We start from the raw sequence: 15,161 nt of genomic DNA, 5'->3' as shown, positions 1-15,161 counted from the left end.
TATCGTCCGCAGTTCTACTTCCGTACCACCGACGTGACCGGTGCGGTCGAGCTGCCGGCTGGTGTCGAAATGGTGATGCCGGGCGACAACGTTGAAGTCGTCGTGTCGCTGATCGCACCGATCGCGATGGAACAAGGTCTGCGTTTCGCCATCCGTGAAGGCGGTCGTACCGTCGGCGCTGGTGTCGTTGCCAAGATCATCGAGTAAGGACTGGATTCATGCAAAGCCAAAAAATCCGTATCCGCCTGAAGGCTTTCGACTACGCGTTGATCGACCGTTCGGCGCAGGAAATCGTTGACACCGCCAAGCGCACCGGCGCGGTGGTCAAGGGTCCGGTTCCGCTGCCGACCAAGATCGAGCGTTTCGACGTGCTGCGTTCGCCGCACGTGAACAAGACCTCGCGCGACCAGTTCGAAATCCGTACCCACCTGCGCCTGATGGACATCGTCGATCCGACCGACAAGACCGTTGACGCGCTGATGAAGCTGGATCTGCCGGCTGGTGTCGACGTCGAGATCAAGCTGCAGTAAACAGTGCACAATGCCGCAAGTACGCTAAGTGCTTGCGGCAAAAGAAAAAGTTGTGCTAGTATCGCGGGCTTACCACTTTAGGGTGGTAAGCCCTTTTATTTTTAGTTGGTTATTTGCCGATCAATCGCAATCGGCCCTGAAAAGGAAATAACTATGAGCTTAGGTCTTGTCGGTCGCAAAGTCGGCATGACCCGCGTCTTTGCCGAGGATGGTGCATCCATTCCGGTGACGGTGCTGGACATGTCCGCAAATCGCGTCACGCAAATCAAGTCCGTGGAAGCCGACGGCTACGCAGCCGTTCAGGTGACCTTTGGTGCCAAGAAGGCCAACCGTGTCAACAAGGCGGAAGCCGGTCACTTTGCAAAAGCTGGTGTCGAAGCAGGTCTGGGGCTCGTCGAGTTCCGCGTCGCTGCTGAGAAGCTGGCCGAGCTGAAGGCTGGTGATGCGCTGTCCGTTGAGCTGTTCGCCGCTGGTCAACTGGTTGATGTCACCGGTACCTCGCAAGGTAAGGGTTTCTCGGGTGTCATCAAGCGTCACAACTTCAGTTCCAACCGCGCATCGCACGGTAACTCGCGTTCGCACAACACGCCGGGTTCGATCGGTCAGGCACAAGATCCGGGTCGCATTTTCCCGGGTAAGCGCATGGCGGGTCAGCTGGGTAACGTCAAGTCGACGGTCCAGAATCTGGAAGTCGTGCGTATCGATGCCGAGCGTCAACTGCTGCTGGTCAAGGGTGCAGTCCCTGGCTCCAAGGGCAATGACGTGGTCGTTCGTCCGAGTGTGAAGGCGGGTGCGTAATGGAACTTAAAGTCATCAATGCTAACGGCGAGGCGCAAGCCGCTGTCGCCGCATCGGATGCGCTGTTTGCCCGTGATTTCAACGAAGCGCTGGTTCACCAAGTTGTGACCGCGTACTTCGCGAATGCACGTAGCGGCAACCGCGCCCAACTGGGTCGCGATGCAGTGCATCACTCCACCAAGAAGCCGTTCAAGCAAAAGGGCACCGGTCGTGCCCGTGCTGGTATGACTTCGTCGCCGCTGTGGCGTGGTGGTGGCCGGGCGTTTCCGAACAGCCCGGACGAAAACTTCAGCCAGAAGGTCAACCGCAAGATGTACCGCGCGGGCATTGCGACCATCCTGTCGCAACTCGTGCGTGAAGACCGTCTGATCGTGGTCGACTCGCTGTCGCTGGAAGCCCCGAAGACCAAGGCCCTGGTGCAAAAGCTGAACGCGCTGAATCTCGATTCCGTGCTGTTCATCACCAAGGAACTGGACGAGAACCTGTACCTTGCTTCGCGCAACCTGCCGCACGTGCTCGTCCTCGAGCCGAGCCAGGCTGACCCGGTAAGCCTGGTGCGCTTCAAGAAAGTCGTGCTGACCCGTGATGCGCTGGCCGCTTTTGAGGAGATGTTCGCATGACGCAATTCACCGAAAATCGTCTGCTGCAAGTGCTGCTGGCGCCGGTCGTGTCGGAAAAGACCACCCTCGTTGCTGAAAAGAACGAGCAGGTCGTGTTCCGCGTTTCGACCGATGCGACCAAGGCCGAGATCAAGGCTGCCGTCGAGCTGCTGTTCAAGGTCAAGGTTGAAGGCGTGTCCGTGATCAACGTGAAGGGCAAGGGCAAGCGCTTTGGCCGTTTCGTGGGTCGCCGCAAGGACTGGAAAAAAGCTTACGTTAGCCTCGCGGCCGGTCAGGAACTTGACCTCGCGGCTGCGCAATAAGGAGACTGAAAATGGCATTGGTTAAAGTAAAACCGACGTCCGCCGGTCGCCGCGCTGTCGTCAAGGTTGTCAATCCGGATCTGCACAAGGGTGCGCCGTACGCGCCGCTGCTCGAGTCGCAAAGCAAAACCGCCGGTCGTAACAACCGCGGTGTGATCACGACCCGTCACAAGGGTGGTGGCCACAAGCAGCACTACCGCATGATCGACTTCAAGCGCAACAAGGATGGCATCGTTGCCAAGGTTGAGCGTCTGGAGTACGACCCGAACCGTACCGCGAACATCGCGCTGCTGTGCTACGCCGACGGCGAACGTCGTTACATCATCGCCCCGAAGGGCCTGAAGGCCGGCATGACCGTGGTGTCGGGTTCGGAAGCGCCGATCAAGGCCGGTAACGCCCTGCCGATCCGCAACATTCCGGTCGGTTCGACCATCCACTGCATCGAAATGCAGCCGGGCAAGGGTGCGCAAATCGCGCGTTCGGCCGGTGCTTCGGTCCAGCTGCTGGCTCGCGAGGGTGCTTACGCCCAGCTGCGTCTGCGTTCGGGCGAAATCCGCAAGGTGCACATCGACTGCCGCGCGACGCTCGGCGAAGTCGGTAACGAAGAGCACAGCCTGCGTTCGTACGGCAAGGCTGGCGCCAAGCGCTGGCTGGGTATCCGTCCGACGGTGCGTGGTACCGCGATGAACCCGATCGATCACCCGCACGGTGGTGGTGAGGGTCGTACTGGTGAAGGCCGCGTGCCGGTCAGCCCGTGGGGCCAGCCGACCAAGGGCTACCGTACCCGCAACAACAAGCGCACCGACGGCATGATCGTCCGTCGTCGTCCTGCGAACAAGGGGTAATTGAACATGTCACGTTCTGTCAAGAAGGGCCCGTTCGTTGACCTGCACCTGATCAAGAAGATCGAGGCTGCGCGCAACTCGAACGACAAGCGCCCGATCAAGACCTGGTCGCGTCGTTCCACGGTGCTGCCGGACTTCGTCGGTCTGACGATTGCCGTGCACAACGGCAAGCAGCACGTTCCGGTCTACGTGAACGAAAACATGGTTGGCCACAAGCTCGGCGAGTTCGCACTCACCCGGACTTTCAAAGGCCATGCCGCCGATAAAAAAGCCAAGCGCTAAGGTGAAGACATGCAAGTATCCGCTGTACTGAGCAGTGCTCGTGTTTCCGCCCAAAAGGCGCGCCTGGTCGCAGACCTGGTTCGTGGCAAGTCGGTGGAGCAAGCGCTGAACATTCTGGCTTTCAGCCCGAAAAAAAGTGCCGTTCTGATCAAGAAAGTGCTCGAGTCGGCCATCGCCAATGCCGAGCACAACGAAGGTGCCGACATCGACACCCTCAAGGTCGCGACGATCTTTGTGGACAAGGGTCCGTCCCTCAAGCGTTTCACCGCACGTGCCAAGGGCCGCGGTAACCGCATCGAGAAGCAGACCTGCCACATCACGCTGACTGTTGGCGACTAAGGAGCGAAAATGGGTCAGAAAATTCATCCGACGGGTTTTCGTCTCGCCGTCACCAAGAACTGGGCATCGCGTTGGTACGCCAACAGCAAGAACTTCGCCGGCATGCTTACCGCCGACATCGAAGTTCGCGAGTTTCTGAAGAAGAAACTGGCCAATGCCTCGGTTAGCCGTGTCGTGATCGAACGCCCGGCCAAGAATGCCCGTATCACCATCCACACCGCCCGTCCGGGCGTCGTGATCGGTAAGAAGGGCGAGGATATCGAGTCGCTGAAGAAGCAACTTCAGAACATCCTCAAGGTGCCGGTGCACGTCAACATCGAAGAAGTCCGCAAGCCGGAAATCGATGCACAGATCATCGCCGACAGCATCGCGTCGCAGCTGGAAAAGCGCGTGATGTTCCGTCGCGCCATGAAGCGCGCAATGCAAAACGCCATGCGTCTGGGTGCCCAGGGCATCAAGATCATGTCGTCGGGCCGTCTGAACGGTATCGAAATCGCCCGTACCGAATGGTACCGCGAAGGCCGTGTGCCGCTGCACACCCTGCGCGCGGACATCGACTACGCGACCAGCGAAGCGAAGACCACGTACGGCATCATCGGTATCAAGGTTTGGGTTTACAAAGGCGAAGTGAAGCCGGGCGAGAAGGCTGCAGAGCCGGCGCCGGAAACCCAGCGTAAAGCACGAAAGGGGCCTCGTAATGCTGCAGCCAACTAGACTCAAGTTCCGTAAAGTCCAAAAGGGTCGCAACACCGGTATCGCCACGCGCGGTAACAGCGTTGCCTTCGGTACCTTTGGTCTCAAGGCCATCAGCCGCGGTCGTCTGACTGCGCGCCAGATCGAAGCTGCCCGTCGTGCCATCACCCGCTACATCAAGCGTGGTGGTCGCGTGTGGATCCGTGCGTTCCCGGACAAGCCGATTTCGACCAAGCCGGCCGAAGTGCGGATGGGTAACGGTAAGGGTAGCCCGGAGTACTGGGTTGCCGAAATCCAGCCGGGCAAGGTCCTGTATGAACTCGACGGCGTTGCCGAAGAAGTCGCTCGCGAAGCGTTTCGCTTGGCCTCGGCCAAGCTGCCGTTCGCCACGACCTTCGTCGCTCGCCAAGTGGGGCAATGATGAAAGCTGCTGAACTGCGTCAAAAATCCGTCGAAGAGCTCAAGGTCGAGCTGACGGCGCTGCTCAAAGCCCAATTCAGCCTGCGCATGCAAAATGCGACCGGCCAACTGGCTAAAAACAGCGAAATCAACCGGGTGCGCAAGGATATTGCGCGCGTTCACACCATCCTGGCTGAGAAGGCTGCTTAATATGAGCGAAGCGAAACTCAAGCGTACGCTGACGGGCCGTATCGTCAGCGACAAAATGGACAAGACGGTTACCGTCCTGGTCGAGCATCTGGTCAAGCACCCGCTGTACGGCAAGGTCGTCCGTCGCTCCAAGAAGTACCACGCGCATGACGAAGCCAACCAGTATCACGAAGGTGATCTGGTGACCATCGTCGAAGGTCGTCCGCTGTCCAAGACCAAGTCCTGGGTCGTGACCACGCTGGTTGAAAAGGCACGCGTCGTCTGATCGACGGCAGGCCGGTTTTCCGGTCTTGTGCTTGCGCGGGCATTGTACGTCTTGTACAATGCCCGTTTTCCTATCTGCGGTGGTGCGTTTTGCTGCCGCGTGTTTCTCCCCCTTGCGGGGTCCAAAACTGACTGCATTGCTCGGTTTTGCCGGGCGTCTCGGCTTTGTCGAGGTTTGCGGTACAAGTTGGAGGTTGTTTTTCCATGATCCAAATGCAATCCATGTTGGAGGTTGCAGACAATACCGGTGCGCGTCACGTCATGTGCATCAAGGTATTGGGCGGCTCCAAGCGTCGCTACGCCTCGGTGGGCGACATCATCAAGGTGACCATCAAAGATGCGGCCCCGCGTGGTCGTGTCAAGAAGGGTGACGTATACAGCGCCGTGGTGGTTCGCACCGCCAAGGGCGTGCGTCGCGCCGATGGTTCGCTGATCAAGTTCGACGGCAATGCCGCCGTTCTCCTTAACAACAAGCTTGAGCCGATCGGCACCCGTATCTTCGGGCCGGTGACGCGTGAGCTGCGCACCGAGAAGTTCATGAAGATCGTCTCGCTTGCGCCGGAAGTGCTGTAAGGAGAGATGGCATGAACAAGATTCGCAAAGGTGACGAAATCATCGTCATCACCGGCAAGGACAAGGGCAAGCGCGGTACCGTGCTGCGCGTGATCCCGACCGCCGACCAGGTCATCGTCGAAGGCATCAACGTTGCCAAGAAGCACGTGAAGCCGAACCCGATGCGCGGCCAGCAAGGTGGCATCGTCGAGAAGACCATGCCGCTGCACGTTTCGAACGTTGCGATTTTCAATGCTGCGACCGGCAAGGCTGATCGCGTGGGCTTCAAGCTGCTGGATGACGGCAAGAAGGTCCGCGTGTTCAAGTCGAGCGGCGAAGTGATTGGCGCTTAAGGGGTAAGACATGGCTCGTTTGCAAGATTTTTACCAAGAGCAGGTTGTGCCGGCGCTGATCAAGCAGTTCGGTTACAAGTCTGTGATGGAAGTGCCGCGCATCGAAAAGATCACCGTCAACATGGGTGTCGGTGAAGCGGTTGCTGACAAGAAGGTGATGGAACACGCCGTTGGCGACATGGAAAAGATCACCGGCCAGAAGGCTGTGGTCACCAAGGCCAAGAAGTCCATCGCCGGCTTCAAGATTCGTGACGGTTATCCGGTCGGCTGCAAGGTCACCCTGCGTCGCGAACGCATGTTCGAGTTCTTTGATCGCCTGGTTTCGGTTGCGCTGCCGCGTGTCCGCGACTTCCGTGGTGTGCCGGCCAAGTCGTTCGACGGTCGCGGCAACTTCAACATGGGTGTGCGTGAACAGATCATCTTCCCGGAAATCGAGTACGACAAGATCGACGCGCTCCGCGGTATGAACATCACCATCACCACGACGGCCAAGACCGACGAAGAAGCGCGTGCGCTGCTGTCGGCCTTCAAGTTCCCGTTCAAGAATTGAGGCGATCATGGCAAAACTTGCACTGATTAAACGTGAAGAAAAGCGTCGCGCCGTCGTCGAGAAGTTCGCTGCCAAGCGCAACGCACTGCTCGCGATCGCCAACGACGCGAACGCCAGCGACGAAGACCGCTTCCAGGCCCGCCTGAAGCTGCAGGCGCTGCCGCGTAACTCCAGCAAGACCCGCTTGCACAACCGTTGCGCGCTGACCGGTCGTCCGCGTGGCGTGTACAGCAAATTCGGTCTTGGCCGTAACAAACTGCGCGAATTGGCCATGAAGGGTGAAATCCCGGGCATGGTCAAGGCCAGCTGGTAATAGGAGAACAGAAACATGGCAATGCATGATCCTATCGCCGATATGCTGACCCGTATCCGTAACGCGCAGCGTGCGGACAAGGTTTCGGTGGCGATGCCGTCTTCCAAGCTGAAGGTGGCGATTGCTAAAGTGCTGCAGGACGAAGGTTATGTCGAATCCTTCGCTGTTGCTGGTGATGTGAAGCCGACGCTGACCATCGAACTCAAATACTACGCCGGTCGTCCGGTGATCGAACGCATCGAGCGCATCTCGAAGCCGGGTCTGCGCATCTACAAGGGTGCGACCGAGATCCCGCAAGTGATGAACGGCCTCGGCGTGGCGATCCTGTCCACCTCCAAGGGTGTGATGACCGACCGCAAAGCGCGCGCCCAGGGTGTTGGCGGCGAGCTGCTCTGCGTCGTGGCTTAAGGGGATAACGATGTCTCGCGTAGCTAAAAATCCGGTAGCCATCCCGGCTGGCGTCGAAGTCAAGATCGGCGCTGAAGAAATCGTCATCAAGGGCCCGAACGGCTCGCTGGCTCAGGCTCTGACCGGCAATGTCGATGTCAAGGTTGAAGACAACGCCCTGGTGTTTGCTGCCCGTAACGGCGACAAGCAGTCCCGTTCGATGTCCGGCACCCTGCGTGCTCTGGTCAACAACATGGTGACCGGTGTCTCCAAGGGCTTCGAGCGCAAGCTGACCCTGGTGGGCGTGGGTTATCGTGCCCAGGCTCAGGGCGACGTGCTCAACCTGACGCTCGGCTTCTCCCACCCGGTCGCGCACAAGATGCCGGCTGGCGTGAAGGTGGAAACGCCGTCGCAGACCGAGATCGTGCTCAAGGGCGCCGACAAGCAGGTTATTGGTCAGGTCGCAGCTGACATCCGCGCATACCGCGCGCCGGAACCGTACAAGGGTAAGGGCGTTCGTTATTCGGATGAAGTTGTTGTCCGTAAAGAAACCAAGAAGAAGTAATCGAGGCTGAATCATGGACAAGAAAGAAACTCGACTCCGCCGCGCACGCAAAACCCGTGCAAAGATTGCGGAGCTCAAGGCGGTGCGCCTGTCGGTGCACCGGACCAACAGCCATATCTACGCGCAAGTCATCGACGCGACCGGCAGCAAGGTGCTGGCCGTTGCTTCGACGCTTGAAGCGGATGTGCGTGGTCAGGTCAAGAACGGCGCTTCGGTCGAAGCTGCTGCAGTCGTCGGCAAGCGTATTGCCGAGAAAGCCAAGGCTGCCGGCATCGAAAACGTTGCGTTCGATCGTTCCGGTTTCCACTATCACGGTCGCGTGAAGGCTCTGGCCGACGCGGCTCGTGAAGGCGGCCTCGTCTTCTAATTGGAGTTATCAAATGGCTAGAAACGAAGCAGAAGATCGTCAGGACGGCCTTCGCGAGAAAATGGTTGGCGTGAATCGCGTCACCAAGGTCGTGAAGGGTGGCCGGATCATGGGCTTTGCCGCACTGACCGTCGTTGGTGACGGCGATGGCGGCGTTGGCATGGGCAAGGGCAAGGCGAAGGAAGTGCCGGTCGCAGTGCAGAAAGCACTGGACGAAGCACGTCGCAAGCTGTTCAAGGCCTCGCTGAAGAACGGCACCGTGCCGCACTCGGTCATCGGCAAGCATGGCGCGACCACCGTGTTCATGCAGCCGGCACCGGAAGGTACCGGCATCATCGCCGGCGGCCCGATGCGCGCTGTATTCGAAGTGGCTGGTGTGCACAACATCACCGCCAAGATCCACGGTTCGACCAACCCGTACAACGTGGTTCGCGCCACGCTGGACGGCCTTGCCAAGCTGCACACCGCCGGCGACATCGCGGCGAAGCGCGGCAAGACCGTCGAAGAACTCTTCGGGGGTGAATAATGACTGACGCGAAGAAAATCAAGGTCACGCTCGTCAAGAGCCTGATCGGTCGCCTGGAAAGCCACAAGGCCTGCGCCCGTGGTCTGGGTCTGCGCAAGCTGAACAGCTCGTCGGAAGTGATCGATACCCCGGAAAACCGCGGCATGATCAACAAGATTAGCTACCTCTTGAAGGTGGAGGGCTAAATGGAACTGAATAACCTGAAACCGGGTGTTGGCGCCAAGCACGCCAAGCGCCGTGTCGGCCGCGGTATCGGCTCGGGCCTGGGCAAGACCTCGGGTCGCGGCCACAAGGGTCAGAAGTCGCGTACCGGTGGTTTCCACAAGGTCGGCTTCGAAGGCGGTCAGATGCCGCTGCAACGTCGTCTGCCGAAGCGCGGCTTCAAGTCGCTCTCGGCCGGCAAGTCGGCTGAAGTGAGCCTTGCGGACCTGAACCGTCTGCCGGTGAACGACATCGACTTCCTGACGCTGCTGCAGGCTGGTCTGGTTTCGCAACGCGCGAATCAGGCCAAGGTCATTCTGGCTGGCAAGATCGAACGCGCTGTCACCCTGAAGGGCATTGGTGCCACCAAGGGCGCACGCGCTGCGATCGAAGCCGCTGGCGGCTCCATCGTCGAGTAACTCGGCTATTGAATAGGGCAGTAACGTGGCAAATCCCGCTCTGGCTTCTGCTGGTAGTAAGTTCGCGGATCTGAAGAAACGCATTTGGTTCTTGGTGGGTGCACTGATCGTTTATCGCATCGGTGCACACATCCCCGTGCCGGGTATCAACCCGGCCGAGCTGGCGCGTCTCTTCGAAAGTTCGCAAACCGGTCTCCTGAACATGTTCAACATGTTCTCGGGGGGCGCCCTGTCGCGCTTCACCGTGTTTGCGATCGGGATCATGCCTTACATCTCGGCCTCGATCATCCTGCAACTGGCGGCGGAAGTGTTTCCGACGCTCAAGCAGCTGAAGAAAGAGGGCGAAGCCGGTCGCCGCAAGATCACCCAGTACACGCGTTATGCGACCGTGCTGCTGGCGACCGCGCAGAGCTTCGGGATTGCCATGATGCTGTTCAAGCAGCCCAACCTGGTTGTGTTGCCGCAGCTGCAGTTCATCGTCATGACGGTCATCACGCTGGTGACCGGCACGATGTTCCTGATGTGGCTGGGTGAGCAGATTACCGAGCGCGGTATCGGCAACGGGATCTCGATCCTGATCTGCGGCGGTATCGCCGCCGGTGTGCCGGGCGCGATCGGCAAGACGCTGACGCTGGCCAATCAGGGGGCACTGCCGATCATTCTGGTGTTGTTCCTGTTTGTCGGCGTCGTGCTGCTGACGGCTGCCGTGGTGTTCGTCGAACGTGGCCAGCGCAAGGTGCCGGTGCACTACGCCAAGCGCCAGGTCGGCAACCGCATCATGCAGGCGCAAAGTACGCACCTGCCGCTGAAGCTGAACATGGCCGGCGTGATCCCGCCGATTTTCGCCTCGTCGATCATCCTGTTCCCGGCGACCGTGCTGTCGTGGACCGGCAACAGCGACAAACTGTCGTGGCTGAAATCGATCGGTGACATGCTGCACCCGGGTCAACCGCTGTACGTGCTGCTGTACGCTGCTGCCATCATCTTCTTCTGCTACTTCTACACCGCGCTGGTCTTCAATCCGAAGGAAACCGCGGACAACCTGAAGAAGAGCGGGGCGATGATTCCGGGCTATCGTCCGGGCGAGCATACGGCCAAGTACATTGAGAAGCTGATTCTCAAGCTGACGCTGATTGGTGCCGTGTACATCACCGTGATCTGCCTGATCCCGGAGTTCCTGATCCTGAAGTGGAACGTGCCGTTCTATTTCGGTGGTACTTCGCTGCTGATTCTGGTGGTGGTGACCATGGACTTCATGTCGCAGATGCAGTCGTATGTGCTGTCGCATCAGTATGAAGGCCTGTTGAAGAAAGCCAACTTCAAGGGTTGAGGCGCAAGCCCCGAGCTAAAAACAATGTCGAAAGAAGACGTCATTCAGATGCAGGGCGAAGTCCTGGAAACGCTGCCCAACGCAACGTTCCGGGTCAAGCTCGAAAACGGACATGTGGTCCTTGGTCATATTTCCGGCAAGATGCGTAAGCATTACATTCGCATTCTGCCCGGCGATAAGGTTACCGTAGAGCTCACGCCCTACGACCTGACCAAGGCTCGCATCGTATTCCGGGCCAAGTGAGCGCCCGGAATTTCATTTTTGACTGAAAGGAAAGACGATGAGAGTTCAAGCATCGGTCAAGAAAATCTGCCGCAATTGCAAGATCATCCGCCGCAACCGTGTTGTGCGCGTAATCTGCACCGACCCGCGGCACAAGCAACGCCAAGGTTGATTTGAGTCAATCGGCCGCAGGCGTTATAATCTGCAACTTTTTTAACCTGGGGTAAGGAAGTTATGGCCCGTATTGCTGGGGTTAACATCCCTAATCATCAGCATACTGTGATCGGCCTTCAGGCAATCTTCGGCATCGGCCGCACTCGCGCCTACGCGATCTGCGCAGCTACTGCCATTGATACTGCCAAGAAGGTCAAGGATCTCAGTGAAGCTGAGCTCGACAAGCTGCGTGAAGAAATCGGCAAGTACATCGTAGAAGGTGATCTTCGCCGTGAAAACACGATGGCCATCAAGCGTCTCATGGACCTTGGCTGCTATCGCGGTTTCCGTCATCGCAAGGGCTTGCCTGTTCGCGGCCAGCGCACTCGCACCAATGCTCGTACTCGCAAGGGTCCGCGCAAGGCGATTGCTGGCAAGAAGTAATCTAAGGAATACAGAGAATGGCTAAAGCAAACACAGTGCGTGTACGGAAGAAAGTCAAAAAGAGCGTGTCGGAAGGCATCGTGCATGTGCACGCCTCCTTCAACAACACGATCATTACCATCACCGATCGCCAAGGCAATGCACTTTCTTGGGCTACCTCGGGCGGTGCTGGTTTCAAGGGCTCTCGGAAAAGTACACCCTTCGCTGCCCAGGTGGCCGCGGAGCACGCTGGTAAAGTTGCCCAAGAATATGGTGTGAAGAACCTTGAAGTTCGTATCAAGGGCCCTGGTCCGGGTCGCGAATCCGCCGTGCGTGCACTGAACGCACTCGGCTTCAAGATCACCAGCATTTCGGACGTGACCCCGGTGCCGCACAACGGCTGCCGTCCGCCGAAAAAGCGTCGTATCTAATCCCGGAGTAAGACATGGCTCGTTATATTGGACCCAAGTGCAAACTCGCACGCCGTGAGGGTACGGACCTTTTCCTCAAGAGCGCACGCCGCTCGCTCGACAGCAAGTGCAAGCTGGAACAAGCCCCAGGCCAGCATGGCGCTAACGGCAAGCAGCCGCGTCTGTCGGACTATGGCGTTCACCTGCGTGAAAAGCAAAAAATCCGTCGCATCTACGGCGTGCTGGAACGTCAGTTCCGTCGTTATTTCGAACAGGCCAGCGCTCGCAAGGGCTCCACGGGTGAAAACCTGCTGAAGCTGCTTGAGTCGCGTCTGGACAACGTCGTTTACCGCATGGGCTTCGGCTCGACTCGCGCTGAAGCACGCCAGCTGGTTTCCCACTGCGCGCTCACCGTGAACGGTAACGTCGTCAACATCCCGTCCTTCCAAGTCAAGGCTGGTGACGTAGTCGCCATCCGCGAGAAGGCCAAGAAGCAGGTTCGCATTCAGGAAGCGCTCGCGCTGGCTGAAGGCATTGGCTTCCCGGGCTGGGTTCAGGTTGATTCCAAGAAAATGGAAGGCGTGTTCAAGAGCGCGCCGGAGCGTTCCGATCTTTCCAGCGATCTCAACGAGTCGCTGGTGGTGGAATTCTACTCCAAGTAAACACTGAACCGTTTTCAGGCCAAGGGATACTGATACATGCAAAACCTCGCTAACGAGTTGCTCAAGCCGCGCATCATCGACGTGCAGGCTCAATCTTCCGCCCAGGCTCGGGTGGTGATGGAGCCGTTCGAGCGCGGTTACGGCCATACGCTCGGTAACGCCCTGCGCCGGATCCTGTTGTCGTCGATGCCGGGCTACGCCCCGACCGAGGTCAAGATCGAAGGCATCGTGCACGAATATTCCGCTCTGGATGGCGTGCAGGAAGATGTCGTCGACATTCTCTTGAACCTCAAAGGGGTCGTGCTCAAGCTGCACGGTCGCGACTCGGTCACGCTGACGCTCGTCAAGGACGGCGAAGGCGTGGTCAAGGCTGGCGACATTCAGCTGCCGCACGATGTCGAAGTCGTTAACCCCGATCACGTGGTTGCCCACCTGTCCGCAGGTGGCAAGCTGAACGTTGAAATCAAGGTCGAAAAGGGCCGTGGTTACCAGCCTGCTCCGGCTCGTCTGAACAAGGACGAGAACCGCAGCATCGGTACCATCCAGCTCGACGCCTCGTTCAGCCCGATCCGCCGGGTCAGCTACCAGGTCGAAAGCGCGCGCGTCGAGCAGCGCACCGATCTGGATCGCCTGATCCTCGATATCGAGACCAACGGCGTGCTGACGCCGGAAGATGCGGTTCGCCAGGCGGCCCGCATCCTGATGGATCAGCTGTCGGTGTTCGCAGACCTCGAAGGGACGCCGGTTGAGGAAGAAAAGCCGGCCGCGCCGCAGATCGATCCGATCCTGCTGCGTCCGGTGGACGACCTTGAGTTGACCGTGCGTTCGGCAAACTGCCTGAAGGCCGAGAACATCTACTACATCGGGGATCTGATCCAGCGCACCGAGACTGAGCTCTTGAAGGCGCCGAATCTGGGCCGCAAGTCCTTGAATGAAATCAAGGAAGTGCTCGCCTCGAAGGGCCTGTCGCTGGGTATGCGCCTCGAAAACTGGCCGCCGGCCGGCTTGGAAAAGCCCTGAGCGGTCAACGGAAAGGAACTGACAAATGCGTCATGGTAATGGCAACCGCAAACTGAATCGTACCTCGGCTCACCGCCAAGCGCTGCTGCGCAATCTGGCGAATGCGCTGCTGCGTCACGAAGTCATCAAAACCACGCTGCCGAAGGCCAAGGAACTGCGCCGCGTCGCAGAACCGCTGATCACCCTCGGCAAGAAGCCGTCGCTGGCCAATCGTCGTCTCGCTTTCAATCGCACCCGCGATCGCGAGATGGTCGTGAAGCTGTTCGACGTGCTCGGCCCGCGCTACGCCAACCGTAACGGTGGCTACCTGCGTATCCTGAAGTGCGGTTTCCGCGATGGCGACAATGCCCCGATGGCATTCGTCGAACTCGTCGACCGCCCGGAAGAAGCCGAAGTGGTTGAAGCCGCCGAGTAATCGGTCCGGCAATGTGAAAAGGCCAGCGTCAGCTGGCCTTTTTGCTTTTCTGCTTCGATGCAGTGTCGCGCTTGGCCTGTGCGCGTGCGGGCCTTAGACTGTTTGATGTTGCGGTGCGGAATATTCGGACTCAAGGTGGTGTATGGCACGATTTGCGGTAGGTGATGTTCAGGGCTGTCTTGCCGAATTGCTGCTTCTGCTCGACAGAATGGGCTTCGTTGCAGGACGGGATACGCTCTATCTCGTTGGCGACCTCGTCAATCGCGGTCCCGACTCGGCAGGGGTACTGCGCTGGGCGCGGAAGCACGACAACGCCGTGCGCATCGTCCTCGGCAATCACGATCTGAGTCTGCTGGCATTGTCCGCGGGGATCGGCAAGGCCCGTCAGGGCGATACGATGGCCAGCGTCCTCGAGGCCAAGGATGCTTCGGATCTCATCGAATGGCTTCGTCTGCAACCCTTGCTGCTGACGCTGGACGATGCCCTGATCGTGCATGCCGGTCTCTGGCCTGGCTGGGAGGCCACGCAGGCTGCCGATCTTGCCGCCGAGGTGCAGCAGCAGCTGGGCCGGCCGGACTGGCGTAGCGGTCTGGCGGAAATGTACGGCAACCAGCCGGCCAGCTGGGACGATACGCTCGATGGGTGGGCGCGCTGGCGCTTCGTGGTCAATGCGATGACACGGATGCGCTTCGTCGATCAGTCCGGAGCGCTTCAGCTGAAGTTCAAGGGGGAGCTGAACGATGCCCCTGCCGGGCTGTATGCGTGGTTTGACTGGCCGCAGCGTGTCGCGTCACCGCGCATTGTCTGCGGTCACTGGTCGGCCTTGGGGCTGCGGGTCCGCAAAGATCTGGTCGCGCTGGATACCGGTTGCATCTGGGGCGGTGCGTTGACCGGCATCGATCTTGATAGTGGCCGTCTGTTTCAGGTCGCCGCACGCCAAGCGTATCAGTCGCTACTGACGGCCTAGCGGGACGACGCATCGCCGAGGCGGCACGTTGACGGCTTGTTGGT

Annotated in this window: 31 protein-coding genes; all 31 read left to right on the top strand. The window is 59.1% G+C overall.

Features of this window, described 5'->3' with window-relative positions; all coding sequences use genetic code 11:
- Nucleotides 1-207: EF-Tu C-terminal domain-related protein (locus tag IE097_RS18730; RefSeq protein ID WP_505735619.1), on the top strand; the 207-nt coding region annotated here is incomplete at its 5' end.
- Nucleotides 208-218: 11 nt separating this feature from the next.
- Nucleotides 219-530 (top strand): 30S ribosomal protein S10, encoded by a 312-nt coding sequence (gene rpsJ, locus IE097_RS18725; RefSeq protein ID WP_070530648.1) that lies wholly within the window; start codon nt 219-221, stop codon nt 528-530.
- A 153-nt stretch (nt 531-683) separates the two neighbouring features.
- Nucleotides 684-1,328: a 50S ribosomal protein L3 gene (gene rplC / locus IE097_RS18720; RefSeq protein ID WP_189462413.1), complete on the top strand. Its 645-nt coding sequence runs from the start codon at nt 684-686 to the stop codon at nt 1,326-1,328.
- Nucleotides 1,328-1,948, top strand: a complete 621-nt coding sequence (gene rplD / locus IE097_RS18715; RefSeq protein WP_189462412.1) for a 50S ribosomal protein L4 — start codon at nt 1,328-1,330, stop codon at nt 1,946-1,948. Before rplC ends, rplD begins: the two co-directional genes overlap by 1 nt.
- Entirely contained in the window at nt 1,945-2,250 is a 306-nt protein-coding gene (rplW, locus tag IE097_RS18710) for a 50S ribosomal protein L23 (RefSeq protein WP_070530654.1), read from the top strand. Before rplD ends, rplW begins: the two co-directional genes overlap by 4 nt.
- An 11-nt stretch (nt 2,251-2,261) precedes the next feature.
- Complete coding sequence (gene rplB / locus IE097_RS18705; RefSeq protein WP_070530656.1) at nt 2,262-3,095, top strand: 50S ribosomal protein L2; 834 nt, start codon at nt 2,262-2,264, stop codon at nt 3,093-3,095.
- 6 nt (nt 3,096-3,101) lie between these two features.
- A complete protein-coding gene (gene rpsS / locus IE097_RS18700) occupies nt 3,102-3,377 on the top strand; it encodes a 30S ribosomal protein S19 (protein WP_189462411.1) in 276 nt (91 codons plus the stop codon).
- A gap of 9 nt (nt 3,378-3,386) precedes the next feature.
- Entirely contained in the window at nt 3,387-3,716 is a 330-nt protein-coding gene (gene rplV / locus IE097_RS18695) for a 50S ribosomal protein L22 (RefSeq protein ID WP_189462410.1), read from the top strand.
- A 9-nt stretch (nt 3,717-3,725) separates the two neighbouring features.
- The gene (gene rpsC / locus IE097_RS18690) at nt 3,726-4,430 is read left to right on the top strand and encodes a 30S ribosomal protein S3 (RefSeq protein WP_070530660.1); all 705 of its coding nucleotides are present in this window, start codon (nt 3,726-3,728) and stop codon (nt 4,428-4,430) included.
- Complete coding sequence (rplP, locus tag IE097_RS18685) at nt 4,414-4,830, top strand: 50S ribosomal protein L16 (protein WP_189462409.1); 417 nt, start codon at nt 4,414-4,416, stop codon at nt 4,828-4,830. The genes rpsC and rplP overlap by 17 nt, the downstream gene beginning before the upstream one ends.
- Entirely contained in the window at nt 4,830-5,018 is a 189-nt protein-coding gene (gene rpmC, locus IE097_RS18680; RefSeq protein WP_189462420.1) for a 50S ribosomal protein L29, read from the top strand. The genes rplP and rpmC overlap by 1 nt, the downstream gene beginning before the upstream one ends.
- A 1-nt stretch (nt 5,019) precedes the next feature.
- On the top strand, nt 5,020-5,283 hold the full coding sequence (gene rpsQ, locus IE097_RS18675) for a 30S ribosomal protein S17 (RefSeq protein WP_189462408.1): 264 nt from the start codon (nt 5,020-5,022) through the stop codon (nt 5,281-5,283).
- A gap of 203 nt (nt 5,284-5,486) precedes the next feature.
- Nucleotides 5,487-5,855, top strand: coding sequence for a 50S ribosomal protein L14 (gene rplN, locus IE097_RS18670; protein ID WP_070530665.1), 369 nt, complete (start codon nt 5,487-5,489; stop codon nt 5,853-5,855).
- A gap of 11 nt (nt 5,856-5,866) precedes the next feature.
- On the top strand, nt 5,867-6,187 hold the full coding sequence (gene rplX, locus IE097_RS18665) for a 50S ribosomal protein L24 (RefSeq protein ID WP_070530667.1): 321 nt from the start codon (nt 5,867-5,869) through the stop codon (nt 6,185-6,187).
- A gap of 10 nt (nt 6,188-6,197) precedes the next feature.
- Nucleotides 6,198-6,737 carry a 50S ribosomal protein L5 gene (rplE, locus tag IE097_RS18660; RefSeq protein ID WP_189462407.1) on the top strand — a complete coding sequence of 180 codons (540 nt, stop codon included), beginning with the start codon at nt 6,198-6,200 and terminating at the stop codon, nt 6,735-6,737.
- 7 nt (nt 6,738-6,744) lie between these two features.
- Nucleotides 6,745-7,050: a 30S ribosomal protein S14 gene (rpsN, locus tag IE097_RS18655; RefSeq protein WP_189462406.1), complete on the top strand. Its 306-nt coding sequence runs from the start codon at nt 6,745-6,747 to the stop codon at nt 7,048-7,050.
- Between the two features lie 15 nt (nt 7,051-7,065).
- Entirely contained in the window at nt 7,066-7,458 is a 393-nt protein-coding gene (gene rpsH, locus IE097_RS18650) for a 30S ribosomal protein S8 (protein ID WP_070530673.1), read from the top strand.
- 10 nt (nt 7,459-7,468) lie between these two features.
- The gene (gene rplF / locus IE097_RS18645; RefSeq protein ID WP_189462405.1) at nt 7,469-8,002 is read left to right on the top strand and encodes a 50S ribosomal protein L6; all 534 of its coding nucleotides are present in this window, start codon (nt 7,469-7,471) and stop codon (nt 8,000-8,002) included.
- A 13-nt stretch (nt 8,003-8,015) separates the two neighbouring features.
- On the top strand, nt 8,016-8,369 hold the full coding sequence (gene rplR / locus IE097_RS18640; RefSeq protein ID WP_189462404.1) for a 50S ribosomal protein L18: 354 nt from the start codon (nt 8,016-8,018) through the stop codon (nt 8,367-8,369).
- Nucleotides 8,370-8,382: 13 nt separating this feature from the next.
- Nucleotides 8,383-8,895 carry a 30S ribosomal protein S5 gene (gene rpsE, locus IE097_RS18635; RefSeq protein WP_189462403.1) on the top strand — a complete coding sequence of 171 codons (513 nt, stop codon included), beginning with the start codon at nt 8,383-8,385 and terminating at the stop codon, nt 8,893-8,895.
- Nucleotides 8,895-9,080: a 50S ribosomal protein L30 gene (gene rpmD, locus IE097_RS18630; protein ID WP_070530679.1), complete on the top strand. Its 186-nt coding sequence runs from the start codon at nt 8,895-8,897 to the stop codon at nt 9,078-9,080. The genes rpsE and rpmD overlap by 1 nt, the downstream gene beginning before the upstream one ends.
- On the top strand, nt 9,081-9,515 hold the full coding sequence (gene rplO, locus IE097_RS18625) for a 50S ribosomal protein L15 (protein WP_189462402.1): 435 nt from the start codon (nt 9,081-9,083) through the stop codon (nt 9,513-9,515).
- A gap of 25 nt (nt 9,516-9,540) precedes the next feature.
- On the top strand, nt 9,541-10,845 hold the full coding sequence (gene secY, locus IE097_RS18620) for a preprotein translocase subunit SecY (protein WP_189462401.1): 1,305 nt from the start codon (nt 9,541-9,543) through the stop codon (nt 10,843-10,845).
- Nucleotides 10,846-10,869: 24 nt separating this feature from the next.
- The gene (gene infA / locus IE097_RS18615) at nt 10,870-11,088 is read left to right on the top strand and encodes a translation initiation factor IF-1 (protein WP_070530685.1); all 219 of its coding nucleotides are present in this window, start codon (nt 10,870-10,872) and stop codon (nt 11,086-11,088) included.
- 37 nt (nt 11,089-11,125) lie between these two features.
- Nucleotides 11,126-11,239 carry a 50S ribosomal protein L36 gene (gene rpmJ, locus IE097_RS18610; protein ID WP_018748524.1) on the top strand — a complete coding sequence of 38 codons (114 nt, stop codon included), beginning with the start codon at nt 11,126-11,128 and terminating at the stop codon, nt 11,237-11,239.
- Nucleotides 11,240-11,301: 62 nt separating this feature from the next.
- Nucleotides 11,302-11,664: a 30S ribosomal protein S13 gene (gene rpsM, locus IE097_RS18605; protein ID WP_070530686.1), complete on the top strand. Its 363-nt coding sequence runs from the start codon at nt 11,302-11,304 to the stop codon at nt 11,662-11,664.
- 17 nt (nt 11,665-11,681) lie between these two features.
- The gene (gene rpsK, locus IE097_RS18600) at nt 11,682-12,074 is read left to right on the top strand and encodes a 30S ribosomal protein S11 (RefSeq protein WP_018748522.1); all 393 of its coding nucleotides are present in this window, start codon (nt 11,682-11,684) and stop codon (nt 12,072-12,074) included.
- Nucleotides 12,075-12,088: 14 nt separating this feature from the next.
- A complete protein-coding gene (gene rpsD / locus IE097_RS18595; protein WP_189462400.1) occupies nt 12,089-12,715 on the top strand; it encodes a 30S ribosomal protein S4 in 627 nt (208 codons plus the stop codon).
- A 36-nt stretch (nt 12,716-12,751) separates the two neighbouring features.
- The gene (locus IE097_RS18590; protein WP_070530689.1) at nt 12,752-13,735 is read left to right on the top strand and encodes a DNA-directed RNA polymerase subunit alpha; all 984 of its coding nucleotides are present in this window, start codon (nt 12,752-12,754) and stop codon (nt 13,733-13,735) included.
- A gap of 25 nt (nt 13,736-13,760) precedes the next feature.
- Entirely contained in the window at nt 13,761-14,150 is a 390-nt protein-coding gene (gene rplQ / locus IE097_RS18585; RefSeq protein ID WP_070530691.1) for a 50S ribosomal protein L17, read from the top strand.
- Between the two features lie 142 nt (nt 14,151-14,292).
- Nucleotides 14,293-15,117 carry a symmetrical bis(5'-nucleosyl)-tetraphosphatase gene (locus IE097_RS18580; RefSeq protein WP_189462399.1) on the top strand — a complete coding sequence of 275 codons (825 nt, stop codon included), beginning with the start codon at nt 14,293-14,295 and terminating at the stop codon, nt 15,115-15,117.
- Nucleotides 15,118-15,161: the final 44 nt, after the last annotated feature.

The sequence above is a fragment of the Jeongeupia chitinilytica genome, assembly GCF_014652315.1.
Classification (GTDB): Bacteria; Pseudomonadota; Gammaproteobacteria; order Burkholderiales; family Chitinibacteraceae; genus Jeongeupia; species Jeongeupia chitinilytica.
This window is presented reverse-complemented; position numbering and strand designations above follow the sequence as displayed.